We start from the raw sequence: 15,447 nt of genomic DNA, 5'->3' as shown, positions 1-15,447 counted from the left end.
CCGCGCTAAGGTTTTCCGGCAGATTCCGGCGTCTGGAGGCGATTCCTCTCTCTCCGACGCCAAACACAGGAACGATAGGGACACGCGATGAAGGCCACGATCGAACGCGCGACGCTGCTGCGGTGCCTTTCCCATGTGCAATCGGTGGTGGAGCGTCGCAACACCATTCCGATCCTCTCCAACGTGCTGATCGAAGCCAACGCCAGCGGCGCTGTGCGCGTGATGGCGACCGACCTCGATCTTCAGGTGGTCGAGACCATGTCGGCTTCCTCGGTCGATCAACCCGGCGCGATCACTGTCTCGGCGCACCTGCTGTTCGATATCGCCCGCAAGCTGCCCGAAGGCAGCCAGGTCAGCCTCACCACCAATGACAACCGTCTGGAAGTGAAGGCCGGCCGCTCGAACTTCAAGCTGCCGACCCTGCCGCGCGACGACTTTCCGGTGATCGTCGAGGGCGATCTGCCGACCAGCTTCGAAATCCCTGCGCGCCTGCTCGCCGAACTGATCGACCGCACCCGGTTCGCGATCTCGACCGAGGAAACGCGCTACTACCTCAACGGCATCTTCCTGCACGTGACGGACGAGGACGAGCCGCTGCTCAAGGCTGCAGCGACCGACGGCCATCGCCTCGCCCGCTTCACCATTGCGCGCCCCGAAGGCGCGGCCGGAATGCCCGATGTGATCGTACCGCGAAAGGCCGTGGGCGAGCTGCGCAAGCTGCTTGAAGAGGCGCTCGACAGCAGCGTGCTGATTGATCTTTCGGCGAGCAAGATCCGCTTCACGCTCGGCGGCGAGGGCGGCATGGTGCTGACCAGCAAGCTGATTGACGGCACCTTCCCCGATTACAGCCGCGTCATCCCGACTGCGAACGACAAGCTCCTGAAGGTTGATCCCAAGCTGTTCTTCTCGGGCGTGGACCGCGTCGCGACCATCGCCACCGAAAAGACCCGCGCGGTCAAGATCGGGCTCGACAATGACCGCGTGACGCTCTCGGTCACCTCGCCCGACAACGGCACTGCGGCCGAAGAACTGGCAGCCGATTACAAGGCCGAGGGCATGGAGATCGGCTTCAACGCCAACTACCTCAAGGACATTCTCGGCCAGATCGACGCCGAGATGGTCGAACTGCACCTCGCCGATGCCGGCGCACCGACGCTGATCCGCGAGAACGAGGCCAGCCGCGCGCTTTACGTGCTGATGCCGATGCGGGTGTGATCCCCGCCTGAGAGGAGGGGAATGCCGATGAATGCCGTTCAGGTCCACGTCCGCAAGGGGGCGCTTGGCGAGGCCGCGATGGTCGAAACGCCGCTGGCTCCGCTCGCCGACGGCGCGGTGCGGCTCGCGATCGAGAGCTTCTCGGTCACCGCCAACAACGTCACCTATGCGGTGGTGGGCGACGGGTTCAAGTACTGGGACTTCTTCCCCGCTCCCGAAGGCCTGGGCATCGTGCCGATGTGGGGCCATGCCCGCGTGATCCTCAGCAACCACCCCGAGATCGCCGTTGGCGAGCGGGTCTATGGCTATCTGCCGATGGCGAGCCACCTTGATGTGCGCCCGGGCAAGGTGAGCGCGGGGGGCTTCCTCGATACCACCGATTATCGTCAGCCGATGAGCCCGGTCTACAACAGCTACACCCGCCTTGCTGCCGATCCCGAGCATGATCCCGCGCGCGAGGCCGAGCGGATGATCTTCGGCCCGCTGTTCCGCACCGGCTTCCTGATCGAATATTTCCTGCGCGGGCAAAGCTGGTTCGGCGCCGAGCAGTTGATCGTCACCAGCGCCTCCTCCAAGACCGCGATGGGCCTCGCCAGCGTCGCCCGGCAATCCTCGCCCGGCATCCGGCGCATCGGGCTGACCTCCAAGGGCAATGTCGGCTTTGTCGAAGCCAGCGGGCTTTATGATGAGGTCGTTGCCTATGACGATTGCGAACGCCTGCCCGTGGTGCGCAGCGTGAGTGTCGACTTTGCCGGGAATGCCGAGCTGCTGGCGCGCATTCACCGCCACTTCGAGGACGCGCTGGCGCATTCGGCGCTGGTCGGCGCGACCCATATCGAAGCGCGCTCGGTGTTCGGCGGCGGCGAACCGCTGCCTGGCCCCAAGCCCCAGCTGTTCTTTGCCCCCGATCATGCGGTCGCCTTCTTCAAGGCGCATGGCCAGATCGAAGGCGGCAAGCTGGTTGCCGCGGCGTGGCGCGAGTTCCTCAAGGCGGCCGAGGGCACCATCGCGATCGAGCGTCACGACGGGCTGGCAGCGGCGCGCGATGTGTTTGTCACCATGCTGTCAGGCCAGATCGACCCGGCCAAGGGGATCGTGATCGAGCCCTGACGCGGCGCCAGAGGCGGCGGATTACTCCGCCGCTTCGGCCATCTCCACCCGCTGCGGGCCACGGATCAGGCCGCCCGGGGTCGCTCCCGTCCATGCGCCGTTTTCAAAGGTCACCACGCCGTTCTTGATCGTGGCAACATAGCCCTCGGCCTTCTGCAGCAGCCGTTTGCCGCCTGCCGGAAGGTCGAAGGCGAGCCACGGCTTGCCGAGCTTCAGCGCTTCCAGATCGATCACGTTGATGTCCGCCAGATAGCCCGGCGCAATCACGCCGCGATCCTCGAGGCCATAGAGCACTGCCGTGTCGCGGCACTGGCGCTTGATCGCCTGTTCGAGGCCGATGCGCTCGCCCCGGCTGCGGCCCTTGACCCAGTGTTCAAGCATGAAGGTGGGCGAGGCGGCATCGCAGATCGTCCCGCAATGCGCGCCGCCATCCGACAGCGAGTTCACCGTGTCGTCGGCGTGCTGGAGGGGATGGAGGAAATCGAGATTGCCGTCGGCATAGTTGAGGATCGGCAGGTAGATGAAGCCCGTGCCTTCGCCCTGGCACAGCAGGTCATAGGCATATTCCTGCGGGGCCACGCCGGCTGCCAGCGCGCGAGCGTTGATACTGGCGTCGGCTGCGGGCTCGTAGTCGAAATCGGGGTCCATCTCGTATTGCAGCGTCCAGCCCATGCTGATCGCCATCACCACACCGCCGATATCCTTGGGGGCATCGGTATAGTCATTGGGCTCGGCGAGCAGCTGCGCCTTGAACGACGGGTCGAGCAGCCTGGTCTTCTGCTGCTCCCAAGGGAGATTGGCGATCGCCATCCAGCTCGGGCGGAAACGGAAGGGGTGGACGGTGCCTTGCCACGCCATGATGATCCCGTTGCCGCGCAGCGCGATCTGCGCGACGATATTCGCTCCATTGTCGTTCTCGGCCCGCATTGCAGAGATCTGTTCGTCGAGGGGCATTTCCTTGGCGATCGATTGCAGCGCGGCGAAGGTGACGGGGATTCTTGCCTCGCGCGAGAGCTTGCCCATCCATTCGAACTCGTTCCATTCGCGCTTGAGGTCGCTCGCGATCTCGAACACGGCATGGCCACCCGCGGCCTTGGCGCGGCCCATCGCCTTGCCGATGGCGACCAGCTCTTCCGCGGTGGCGGTGGTGCCGGGGACCAGCTCGCCATCGACCGACTTGTGGAGCACGGTGCGCGAAGTCGAGAAGCCCAATGCTCCCGCGCGCACGCCTTCCTCGACAATCGCGCTCATGGCCGCGATGTCGTCAGCGGTCGGCACAGCGCCGGGTTTCTCGCGGTCGCCGAGCACATAGGCGCGCACCGCGCCGTGGGGCACATGGGTGCCGATATCGATGGCGCGGGGGAGCTTTTCGAGCGCGTCGAGATATTCGGGGAAGGTCTCCCAGTCCCACGTGATCCCTTCGGCGAGCGCGGTGCCGGGGATATCCTCCACCCCTTCCATCAGGCTGATCAGCCATTCGTGGCGATCCGGGCGCGCAGGCGCAAAGCCCACGCCGCAATTGCCCATCACCACGGTGGTCACCCCGTGCCAGCTCGACGGGGCCATTTCCTGATCCCAGGTGGCCTGCCCGTCATAATGGGTGTGGATGTCGACAAAACCGGGCGCGACGACTTTGCCGCCTGCATCAATTTCCCGGTCTGCCGAGCCGGTGATCTGACCGAGCGCCGCGATCAGCCCGTCCTTCACCGCCACATCGCCGGTGAAGCCCGGGGCTCCCGTCCCGTCGACGATCGTGCCGCTGCGGATGATCAGATCGTAATGCGCCATTCTCACTCTCCCTTATGGAAGAGAGGATGTCGCAAACCGGGCAGGCTGTCCAGCGGCGGGCTTATGCCGCCGCTGCGCGCCTGACTTCGTTTTCGGTGGCGGGTGCATCGAGGAATTCGCGGATTGCGGCCACGCTTTCATCGGCATGGGTGAGCAGGAACAGGTGCCCCCCGCCCGCAAAGGTCTGAAGCCGCGAATTGGGGATCATCGCCTTCAGGATCTTGCCGTTGGCGAGCGGGACGATCTGGTCATCCTCGCCCATCATGATCAGGGTTTCCTTGTTCATGAAGGGCAGGGCGGGAAGGCTGGTCCAGCCGAGCATGCAGAGCAGTTGGTACATGTAGCCGCGCGGGGAAGGGGGCTTCAGCCGGCCGATATGGCTGTCTTTCTGGTGTGCCGCGCCGTCCACGTCGACCCCGCCGTAAAGCGTGGCGAAGTGTTCGTTCATGAATTCGGGATCGATGTAGCGGCGCGGATCGGCCATCTTGGTGAAAGCGGCAGGGTTCCCCGGCACCATCGCCATGCCCGGCGTCGTTGCGATGAGGGTCAGGCGGCGGGTGCGGCCGGGATGCTGGAGCGCGAAGTGCTGCGCCATCGCGCCGCCCCACGAAACGCCCATGACGTCGACTTCATCGAGGCCGTATTTCCCCAGCAATTGGGCTGCGGTCCAGCTCATGGTGAAGGGGTTGTAGGGCACCAGCGGATCGGGCGATTCGCCGGTTCCGGGCATGTCGAACATGATGAACCCGCGCTCGGGCAGGGCTGCGGCCAGCGGGGCAACAGCTTCGATATTGGCGCCAATGCCGTTGAAGAACAGGATCGGCAGGTGATCGGAGGGCATATCGAGCCGCCACGCAGCAGTCCGTAGCGTCCGGCCGCCCACTTCGACCATCGAGACGACCGCGTCGTCCATGGGATTGCTCACGAATTCACGTCCTTTCTGTCGCCCCCGCAAGGGGGGCGGGTTGGGCGCGCGCATCGATCCCTAAACGCGCGCGCCCACAGATTTCGCGCGTAAGGGCAGGCCTTTCGGCACGCCCCGGCGCGAGGTCGCCTTATCAGACTTCTTCGACGACGTAGAGTCCCGGCGCGGCTTCAAGCGGCTTGTAGCTCGCGTTGCCCACGGCTGCGGGGGCGGCAGTCTTCTTGCCCGAACGCGCCTGAACCCATTCCATCCACAGCGGCCACCAGCTGCCCTTCACCTCTTCGGTACCCTGCAGCCAGTCATCGGCAGTCTCGGGCAGCTTGCCCTTCTTGGCCTGGACGTAATATTTGGCCTTGGGGTTGCCCGGCGGGTTGAGGATCGCCTGCATGTGGCCCGACTGGCTGAGCACGTAGGTAACGTCCTTGGAGCCGAACAGCTGGGTCGAACGATAGGTCGCCTTCCACGGGGTGATGTGGTCGGTCACCCCGCCAAGGATGAACAGATCGGCGGTCACCTTGCTGAGATCCACCTTGTGGCCGGCCATCTCGACCTCGCCCTTCTTGGTGAAGGCGAGGGTTTCGAACAGGGTCAGGAAGTCGCCCATCAGGCTGGCCGAGAGGTTGGTGGCATCCGCATTCCAGAACAGCACGTCGAAGGCCGGCGGATCCTGCCCGAGCAGGTAGTTGTTGATGACGTAGTTCCAGATCAGATCATTCGGACGCAGCCAGGCAAAGCCGCGTGCCAGATCATCGGCCTTGATCACGCCCGCCTTCATCGCGCGCTGGCGGGCGAGCTGCATGCCGTTCTCGCTCACCAGCGAACCGGCTTCGATATCGGTCGGCTTGGGGTGCAGCACACAGACCATCAGCGTCAGCGTGCCGAGGATCGGATTGCCGGTCGCGGCAAGCTTGGAGGCAAGCACAGAGGCGGTCTGTCCGCCCGAACAACCGGCCGAGACGTTAACTTTCTTCGAGCCCGAAATGTCCGACACCACCTCCAGCGCCTTTTCGCAGGCAGCGATGTAATCGGCCATGCCCCAGTGGCCCTGGTCCTTGCTGGGATTGCGCCAGGAGATAACGAAGGTCTGGATGCCGTTATCGACCTGCCACTTGATCACCGATTTGTCGGGCGACAGATCGTTGATGTACATCTTGTTGATCTGCGGCGGGATGGTCAGCTGCGGGATCTCGTAGACCTCGTCGGTGGTGGGCGCATATTGCAGCACCTCCATGATCTCGTCGCGGTAGACGACATTGCCCTTCGAGGTCGCAATGTTCTCGCCCAGCTTGAACGGACGCTTGTCGACCTGGCTGACCATGCCCTTGTTGTGAACGAGATCGTTGTAGGCGTTCTGCAAGCCCTTGATCAGGCTGAGGCCCCCCGAATTGATCACCTGCTTCTGCGCGGTGGGATTGCCGGCCAGCGTGTTGGTGGGGGCAAGGCCATCGAGAATGATATTGGCGATGAAATTCGCCCGGTTGCGCTCGAGTTCGTCAAGCTCCAGCTCCTCCAGCCAACTGCGCATCCCCTTCTGCACGGCGAGGTAATACTGCGCCCCGGCGCGGAAGAAGGGGTTGTACTGCCAGGCCGGATCCATGAACCTCTTGTCCTTGGGATCGGGGGCGAGATCGCTCTTGCCGGTCATGATCTTGACCATGTCCTGCGCCATCGCAGTGCTGTGACGGATGAAGCGCGAGGGGTCCGAAGCGGTCTCGCGCAGCAGCAGCGCCACCGCGCTGACAAAATCCTCGCGGGCCACCCCGATCAGCGGCCCCAGCGCATTGGTCGACTGGGCGGCTTCGTTCTCGAGACTGACTTTGCTCTTGGCCATCGGATCCCCTGTGTATCTGTTGTCTTTGAACCGGCATGCGCCGCTGGGGCCAAGATGCAGCGCCCCTGCGCAACTTGCAAGCACCCGCAAAGGGTTCCTCGCGGGGCGCCGCCGGCGCAAGTGTTGCCAAGTATTTACCCTGATGATTCACGCTTTCCGAACAGGCGCGCGGGTAAGATATTGTCATGTCCGGGTCGCACGCCATTCTTGCAGCGGAAGAGGACGCTTTTCCCGAGGGGGAAGGCGCGCCTTTCGGCGACCGCGAAGACGTTGCCACGCAGCGCGAGGGTGACGAGCGGCGCGGGGCCGAAAGGCTCGCACCCGAACGCCTCGCCGACCTTGCCCAGGAAGCTCTCGAGCCCGAAGAGGAACAGCAGTTCTTCCTTCCCCGTCATGCCCGCGGCATGGCGATTTCCCTGCTGGTAGCCCTCGGACTTGCCTTTGCGGTTTCGGCGCGGATGCCGGCCTGGCCGGTGGGGCTGGCAACTCTTGTCTCTGCCGGGCTCTTCGCAGCCTATCCGTGGTTTGCCGCAATCGAGCGCCGCTCCGAGACCGAGCGGGCGATGCGCATCGGCCTGCTGGTGATCGCGGTGATCGTGCCGATGGGCTGCGGCGGCTATGCGCTCGGCTCGGCGCTGGCGACGGGGCTGGCCTGGCAATGGGCGGTGGCCACGCTGGTGTGCATCAATGCCGCCTCGGCGGTGCTGTTCTCGGGCCGTATCGCCTCGCTTTTTACCGCGAAGCTGGCCAGTTGGGCGGGCTTTGTGGCGATGGCGGCACCGGCGCTCGTGACCTATGCCGCCTTGCTCGGCGCGGGGCTTACACTGGCCCTGATCGCCCGGGTCGAATGGCGCGCGGCCGAGCGTCGCCGGTCCCTGCGCGAAGCGCGCGAGCGGGTGGCGGCGCGGGCCGAGGATATCCTGCGCAGCTTCGAGGAAAGCGGGCAGGGCTGGTTCTGGGAAACCGACCGGCGCGGGCTCATCACCTATATCTCGCCCAAGGCGGCCCATGTGCTGGCGCGCGATCCGGACGCGTTGCGCGGCAGCCCCTTGCGCGCGCTCATCGCCACAGGCGCGCAGACGGCCGAAGCGGAGCGGGCGCTCGCCTTCCACCTCTCGGCGCGCTCGGCCTTCCAGGATCTCGAACTGCGCGCAGCAGCATCCGGCGAGGAGCGCTGGTGGGCGCTGACCGGGCGACCGGTTTACGACAGCTACAAGAACTTCTGCGGTTTCCGCGGCCACGGCACCGATCTGACCGAACAGCGCCGCAGCGAGCAGCAGGTCTCGCGCCTTGCGCTGTATGATTCGCTCACCGGCCTCGCCAACCGCGTGCAGATGAGCCAGGCGCTCGAACAGATCCTCGCCGCTCCCGCCAAGCGCGAGCGGACCTGCGCGGTGCTGATGCTCGATCTCGACCGCTTCAAGCAGGTCAACGATACGCTCGGCCACCCGGCGGGCGATGCCCTGCTGCGGCAGGTTGCCCAGCGGCTTGAGCGGGTGATCGGCGCCGACGGGCGCTGCGGCCGGTTGGGCGGTGACGAGTTCGAAGTCATCATCCCCGGCAACCGCAGCCGCGACAAGCTCGACGCCATCGCGCGCGACATCATCGCAGTGCTCTCGCAGCCCTATAACATCGAAGGTCAGACCGTGGTGATCGGCGCCTCGGTCGGGATCGCCTGTGCGCCCGAGGACGGGGCCAGCAGCGATGTGCTGATCCGCAATGTCGATCTGGCGCTCTATGCCGCCAAGGATGCCGGGCGCGGGGTGGCGCGCTTCTATGAACCCGGGCTCCATGCCGCGGCCGAGGAACGCGCCGAGCTCGAACAGGATTTGCGCGATGCGATCGCGCGCGGCGAATTGCAGCTGCATTATCAGCCGGTGGTCTTCGCCGCGAGCGAGACGATCGTCGGTTTCGAGGCACTGATGCGCTGGGATCACCCGCGCCGCGGCCCGCTCTCGCCTGCGCGCTTCATTCCCATTGCCGAGGACGCCGGGCTGATCGACCGGCTCGGCCAATGGGCCTTGCAGACCGCCTGTGCCGAAATGTCGCGTTGGCCCGACAATATCCGCTGTTCGGTTAATGTCTCGGCGCTGCAATTCTCCAATCCCGAACTGCCGACCATCGTCGCCTCGGCGCTGGCGCATAACGGGATCGATCCGTCGCGGCTCGAGCTCGAGATCACCGAAAGCGTGTTCGTCAGCGACACCCCCGGCACCGAGGCAACCTTCCGCGCCCTGAAGCAGCTTGGCGTGCGGCTCGCGCTCGATGATTTCGGCACGGGCTATTCATCGCTCGGCTATCTGCGCAAGGCGCCATTCGACCGGATCAAGATCGACCGCAGCTTCGTCAGCGGCGCGACCGAACAGGGCAGCCGCAACGGCGCGATCATCGCCGCGATCAACAGCCTTGCCGAAGTGCTCCACATGGATACCACTGCCGAAGGGGTGGAAACCCATGACGAGCTGGAACTGGTGCGTCTGCTGGGTTGCAGCCATGTCCAGGGCCACATCTATTTCGCCCCGATGCCTGCCGATCAGGCCACTGCGCTGGTCTGCGGCGACCTCGCGGCCCGCGCCAGCGGCCCGCAATCGGCGCGTCCGCCGCGCCATGTATTGCTGCGCCGGGTGGTGGTGGGGCACAAGGGCGAGCGCCATCAGGCGACCTTGCGCAACCTGTCCGAGGGCGGGGCGATGATCGAGGGTCTGTGGAGCCTTGGCGAGGGCAGCGTGGTGCGGGTCGAATTCACCCCAACCCAGACGGTCACCGGACAGGTTCGCTGGTCACGCGAGAACCGGGTCGGGATCGAGTTCCACACGCCGCTGCGCGCCCGCGAGGACGGCACCTTCACCCTCCCGCGCGCCCGCGAGGGCTGATCATCCGGCCATTCCCCGCATCTGGCGTCAGGACAAAGATGGTTAGCCCGGCGTAAGCCTTGTTTCTTTGGGGCCGGGCTTAGCCAAAAAATAACCATCCAGCTTTACTCGGGGGTGATGCACCGGCCGAATCCCTCGGGGTCTGCCGGAGAGCCACTGGGATTGGAGGTAGTGTCCAAGGTGTCCCTCAAGGGTCTCTTGTCATCGCGCGGGCCGTCCGCATTGCGCTCCTTGCGCGGAGGCGCCGCATCGGCACTGTCCGATGGCGAACGGCTGGCGATGCTGGACGAGCTGGAAAAATCGGGCCTTGGCTGGTTCTGGGCCAGCGATGCCGAGGGGCGGCTGACCTACATCTCCTCCGCGATCGCCGAGCGGCTTGACGTGCCGCTGGCCGATCTTCTGGGTCAGCCGATGACCACCATCTTCACCGCCGCCGAGCGCGAGGGACGGGCCAAGTCGCTCTCGCTGATGCTGGGCGCACACAAGGCGTTTACCGGAATGGCGGTTCGCGCCACGCGGCGTCCCGACGGTGCCGTGCTGCGGCTGGCAGGCCAGCCGGTGTTCGGCACGGGCGGGCGCTTTGCCGGCTTCCGTGGCACCGGCGCCGACATCAGCGAGGAATTCCACCGCGAGGAGGAAACAGCGCGGTTGGCGCGCTACGATTCGCTCACCGGTCTGTCCAACCGCCACCGCATGGCGCACCAGATCGACAGCACCCTGACTGCCTTCCGCGCCGCCAAGCGCAATTGCGCGGTGATGATGCTCGATCTCGACCGTTTCAAGCATGTCAACGATACGCTCGGCCATGCGGCGGGGGACGAATTGCTCAAGCAGGTTGCTGAGCGGCTGACCCGCGCGATCGATCGTGAATGCGAGATCGGGCGTCTGGGCGGCGACGAATTTCAGGTGATGATCCCGGATGTGGATGATCGCGGCGTGCTGGGCGAACTGGCAGCCAAGATCATCGCGATGCTGCGCCAGCCCTACAGCCTCGATGACGGGCGCTGCGTGATCGGTGCCTCGGTGGGGATCGCGATTGCGCCTCATGACGGAGTGACCTGCGAGGAAATCGTGCGCGCCGCGGACCTTGCGCTTTATGCCGCCAAGAACGGCGGACGCGGGCAGTATCGCTTTTTCTCGGGCGAACTGGAGAACGAGACGATCTTCCGCCGCCGCCTCGAACAGCACCTCGGCGAGGCGCTGCGCGAGGAGCAGCTGTTCCTGCGTTACGAGCCGATTGTCGATGCTGCGGCCCAAACTGTTCAGGCCGTGGAAGCCCATGTGTGCTGGAACCATTCCGAGCGCGGGATCATCGACGAGGAGGAATTCGCTCAGATCGTCGAGGGATCGAGTCTGATCGGCGATGTCGGCATGTGGGCGATCCGCGAGGCCTGTCGGCGCGCGGTGCTGTGGCCGGACAGCGTGCGGATTGCGGTCAACGTGCCAGTGCCGCTGTTCCTTTCCGAGAACTTCGTCGGCGAGATCGAGGGCGCGCTGACCGAAGCCGGGCTGACGCCCGGCCGGCTCGAGCTGGAGATCAGCGAGGCGGTGTTCTTCGGCGAGACCAGCATTGTCGACCGCACACTCGCGAACCTGTTCAAGCTCGGAGTGCGCATGACGCTCGACGAGTTTGGCTCAGGCTATTCCTCGCTGGCCTATCTGCGGCGTGCCCCGTTCGATTCGATCAAGATCGATCAGAAGCTGGTCGCCGAGGCTGAGCGTCACGACAGCCGCGAGCTGGGACTGGTGCGCGCGATCGTGGCACTGGCCGGCGCACTGCAAATGGACACCATCGCGAACGGCATCGAAAGCGCGCCGCTTCTCGCCGTATTGAGCGATTGCGGCGTGCGCTATCTGCAGGGGCCGATTTTCAGCGAGCCGGTCGATCAGGATGTGCTGGAGCAGGAAATCGCCGACGGTTCGTGGAAGATTGATCCGGGCGCCGAACGCACCCGCCGCGCCCGCCGACGCACGGTGTTCCGCAAGATCGAGATTTTCCACGATGACTATGCCTACGAGGTGACGCTGCGCAATCTGTCGCGCACAGGCGCGCTGATCCAGGGGCTGGCGAATGTACCCAAGGGCACGCAGTTCGTGGTCGATCTCGGCGGAGGACAGTTGGCGGTTGCGACTGTGACGCGATCAAGCGGAGACACCCAGGGGCTCGAATTCGAACAATCGCTGGTCGATGACGGCTCGGGCGGATTGTGCACGCGCAACCGCGTCTCCCCCTATGCGCTAGCCTCCGCAGGCACTCCGCTCGCCGCACTTGCTCCGGGCAGTTATCAGGGCATGGTCGGCGGCCTGATCGATCAAGGCGGCGCCCCCAAATTCGGCTACGCTCCGGGGGGGCGGGGGGACTGAGGGCTGTTGCGTTTTTCTCGAATGACTTTGCCGCAGTGCAACGCTAAGTCGCTGGCGCAATGACTGACCTTTCCAAGATCCGCAATTTCTCGATCATCGCGCATATCGACCATGGCAAGTCGACGCTGGCTGACCGGCTCATCCAGTTTACCGGCGGCCTCACCGAGCGCGAGATGTCCGCGCAAGTCCTTGATAACATGGACATCGAGAAAGAGCGCGGCATCACCATCAAGGCGCAGACCGTCCGCCTCACCTACACCGCCAAGGACGGCGAGACCTATCAGCTCAACCTGATGGACACCCCCGGCCACGTCGACTTCGCCTATGAGGTCTCGCGCAGCCTAGCCGCCTGCGAGGGCGCGCTGCTCGTGGTCGACGCTGCACAGGGCGTCGAAGCCCAGACCCTCGCCAACGTCTACCAGTCGATCGAGCACGATCACGAGATCGTCCCCGTCATCAACAAGATCGACCTGCCCGCCGCAGAACCGGAAAAAGTCCGCCACGAGATCGAGGAAATCATCGGCCTCGACGCATCGGACGCCGTCCTTGCCTCCGCCAAGTCGGGGATCGGCATCGCCGAAGTGCTCGAAGCCGTCGTCACCCGCATCCCCGCGCCCAAGGGCAAGATCGACGCGCCGCTCACCGCCAGCCTCGTGGACTCCTGGTACGACCCCTATCTCGGCGTCGTCATCCTTGTGCGCGTGATCGACGGGAAGCTCACCAAGGGCCTCAACATCAAGTTCATGCAGGGCGGCACCCAGCACCTTGTCGACCGCGTCGGCTGCTTCACCCCCAAGCGCACCGACCTTGCCGAACTCGGCCCGGGCGAAATCGGCTTCATCACCGCCCAGATCAAGGAGGTGGAGCAGGCCCGCGTCGGCGACACCATCACCACGGTCAAGAACGGGGCGACCGAAGCCCTGCCGGGCTACAAGGAAGTCCAGCCGGTGGTGTTCTGCGGGCTCTTCCCCGTCGATGCTGCCGACTTTGAAAAGCTGCGCGAGTCCATCGGCAAGCTGCGCCTCAACGATGCCTCCTTCTCCTACGAGATGGAGAGCAGCGCCGCGCTGGGCTTCGGCTTCCGCTGCGGGTTCCTCGGGCTGCTCCATCTGGAAATCATTCAGGAGCGCCTGAGCCGCGAATACGACCTCGATCTCATCACCACCGCGCCCTCGGTGGTGTACCGCATTAATCTCGGCCATTCCAAGACCGAGGACGCCAAGGTGATCGACATCCACAACCCCGCCGACTGGCCGGATACCAACCGGATCGAGGTGATCGAGGAGCCGTGGATCAAGGCGGTGATCTATACGCCGGACGAGTACCTCGGCAGCATCCTCAAGCTGTGTCAGGACCGCCGCGGCATCCAGACCGAGCTCACCTATGTGGGCGGCCGCGCGCAGGTGACCTATGAACTGCCGCTCAATGAAGTGGTGTTCGATTTCTACGACCGCCTGAAGTCAATCAGCCGCGGCTATGCCAGCTTCGACTACGAACAGATCGGCAGCCGCGAGGGCGACCTCGTGAAGATGAACATCCTCGTGAACAACGAGCCGGTCGACGCGCTCAGCCTGATCGTCCACCGGAGCGTCGCCGAAGAGCGCGGGCGCGGCATGTGCGAGCGCCTCAAGGACCTGATCCCGCGCCACCTGTTCAAGATCCCGATCCAGGCCGCAATCGGCGGCAAGGTGATCGCCCGCGAAACCATCGCCGCCCTGCGCAAGGACGTGACCGCCAAGTGCTATGGCGGTGATATCTCGCGCAAGAAGAAGCTGCTGGAGAAGCAGAAGAAGGGGAAGGCGCGGATGAGAGAGTATGGCAATGTGTCGATCCCGCAGGAAGCTTTCATCGCTGCGCTGCGGATGGGGGAAGAGTGAAGCCCCGCGACTAGCGCAGGCGATTGCGCAGCAATCGGCAAGCTAGGAGCGAGAGGCTGCAACTCCGGCCAGCGGGTCTGCGAAGCAGAACCCGTCTGACGCAGGCCGCGGCTTTGCCGCGGCTAACCTTCCTTTGACTTTCGGGCTGAGCCGGTGTCGCTGTGCGACAGTTTCGCTTCCGAAGCCCCGTTCTTTCTTTCAGCCTTCACACGCAACCAAAGACAATACAGTCCTTCGACAAGCTCAGGACGAACGGTTCTTGGGGGAAGGTCTGGGCATGATCCTCCCCGAAACGGGGAGGGGGACCATCCCGGACTTGATCCGGGATGGTGGAGGGGCGCGCAAGGGTTCGCCGTCCAAGTCGCTAGGTGGCTGTTCTTCTCCCCTCCCGCTCGCGGGAGGGGCTGGGGGTGGGCCCCTAAAAGTGCTCGCTTCGCTCGTTCCCACCCCTAACCCCTCCCGCAAGCAGGAGGGGGATTGAGAACACTTCAGCTTCTGCTTGACTTCAACATGTTACCGCAAGATCAAATGCCAATGGCGTTTGGCGTTTTCATGCACAAAGATGGGTCGATCTACGACGATATCCCAGAAGTGCATTATCAGTTTCCGAAGGCATATCTCAGTCGCGCCAAGCAGATGGTTGGTGACTGGATTGTTTATCGTGAGCCAGTCAAGCTCCCGCAGTCGAAAGGCTTCTTTGCGGTGGCAAAGGTTCAACGAATTATACCTGATCCTGCGATTTCGGATCGGTATCGTGCGTTGATCGAGCCGGGCAGTTATTTGCCCTTTGAACCGACGGTTCCACACATTGTGGACGGGCTACCGGTCGAGCGCGATTTGGCAAATGCACAAGCCGCAGTTCGCCCGCTGTCACCTTCGGACTTCGCACGCATTGTTGCTCTTGGATTGCCAAAAGAGGATGTTCTTCCTCGTGTTGGCGACCCGGAACCGTTGAACGTTGTCCGCGAGGAACGCACCCCCTTCGAAGTCGAGCGCCCTCTCGTTCAATCGCTTCTTAATCGCCCCTTCCGCGACCGGGCATTTCGCCGTGCAGTGCTCCATGCCTATGACGGACGCTGCGCTGTCACCGGTTGGCGTCTCGTCAATGGGGGAGGGCGGTTGGAGGCTGAGGCGGCCCACATAAAGCCAGTCGAGCATGGCGGGCCGGACTCGATCCGCAACGGACTTGCACTGTCTGGCACTGCCCACTGGATGTTCGATCGAGGGTTGATTGGTGTAGCCGACAATCACGAGATCATCATTCACCGAAAGGTCAATGACCGCAGTGGGGTTGAGGCCATCATCAATCCGACGGGAAAACTGATCCCGCCCCCGAGAGAAGCGGACCATCCCCACCCGCAGTTTTTGAACTGGCATCGGGAATTTCACGCGTTCGCCGCTTAGAGGCTACCCGCAACCCGCCCCTCCACCATCCCGGATCAAGTCCGGGATGGTCCCGCTGAC

General features: G+C 64.3%; 9 protein-coding genes. 6 read left to right on the top strand and 3 right to left on the bottom strand.

The annotated features are described in order from the left end of the window. Window positions 1-87 precede the first annotated feature (87 nt). Window positions 88-1,215 (top strand): DNA polymerase III subunit beta, encoded by a 1,128-nt coding sequence (gene dnaN, locus RSE14_RS03800; RefSeq protein WP_324075914.1) that lies wholly within the window; start codon window positions 88-90, stop codon window positions 1,213-1,215. 27 nt (window positions 1,216-1,242) lie between these two features. Next, a complete protein-coding gene (locus RSE14_RS03795; RefSeq protein ID WP_324075913.1) occupies window positions 1,243-2,325 on the top strand; it encodes a DUF2855 family protein in 1,083 nt (360 codons plus the stop codon). A 21-nt stretch (window positions 2,326-2,346) separates the two neighbouring features. Here the strand turns inward: RSE14_RS03795 and RSE14_RS03790 are convergent, their stop codons facing one another. From RSE14_RS03790 to RSE14_RS03780, 3 genes are all read right to left on the bottom strand, one after another. Next, complete coding sequence (locus RSE14_RS03790) at window positions 2,347-4,113, bottom strand: N-acyl-D-amino-acid deacylase family protein (RefSeq protein ID WP_324075912.1); 1,767 nt, start codon at window positions 4,111-4,113, stop codon at window positions 2,347-2,349. Between the two features lie 61 nt (window positions 4,114-4,174). Then, window positions 4,175-5,038 (bottom strand): alpha/beta fold hydrolase, encoded by an 864-nt coding sequence (locus tag RSE14_RS03785; protein WP_324075911.1) that lies wholly within the window; start codon window positions 5,036-5,038, stop codon window positions 4,175-4,177. A 133-nt stretch (window positions 5,039-5,171) separates the two neighbouring features. Beyond that, on the bottom strand, window positions 5,172-6,869 hold the full coding sequence (locus RSE14_RS03780) for a PHA/PHB synthase family protein (RefSeq protein ID WP_324075910.1): 1,698 nt from the start codon (window positions 6,867-6,869) through the stop codon (window positions 5,172-5,174). 185 nt (window positions 6,870-7,054) lie between these two features. Here RSE14_RS03780 and RSE14_RS03775 point away from each other — a divergent pair, with 185 nt between their 5' ends. From RSE14_RS03775 to RSE14_RS03760, 4 genes are all read left to right on the top strand, one after another. Next, the gene (locus RSE14_RS03775; protein WP_324075909.1) at window positions 7,055-9,742 is read left to right on the top strand and encodes an EAL domain-containing protein; all 2,688 of its coding nucleotides are present in this window, start codon (window positions 7,055-7,057) and stop codon (window positions 9,740-9,742) included. Window positions 9,743-9,913: 171 nt separating this feature from the next. Next, entirely contained in the window at window positions 9,914-12,106 is a 2,193-nt protein-coding gene (locus RSE14_RS03770; protein ID WP_324075908.1) for a putative bifunctional diguanylate cyclase/phosphodiesterase, read from the top strand. A 59-nt stretch (window positions 12,107-12,165) separates the two neighbouring features. Next, on the top strand, window positions 12,166-13,983 hold the full coding sequence (gene lepA, locus RSE14_RS03765; protein WP_324075907.1) for a translation elongation factor 4: 1,818 nt from the start codon (window positions 12,166-12,168) through the stop codon (window positions 13,981-13,983). Between the two features lie 477 nt (window positions 13,984-14,460). Further along, on the top strand, window positions 14,461-15,387 hold the full coding sequence (locus RSE14_RS03760; protein ID WP_324075906.1) for an HNH endonuclease: 927 nt from the start codon (window positions 14,461-14,463) through the stop codon (window positions 15,385-15,387). Window positions 15,388-15,447: the final 60 nt, after the last annotated feature.

This window comes from Erythrobacter sp., assembly GCF_035194505.1.
Lineage (GTDB): Bacteria > Pseudomonadota > Alphaproteobacteria > Sphingomonadales > Sphingomonadaceae > Erythrobacter.
The sequence above is the reverse complement of the archived record's forward strand: the minus strand, read 5'-3'. Positions and strand labels throughout refer to the sequence as shown.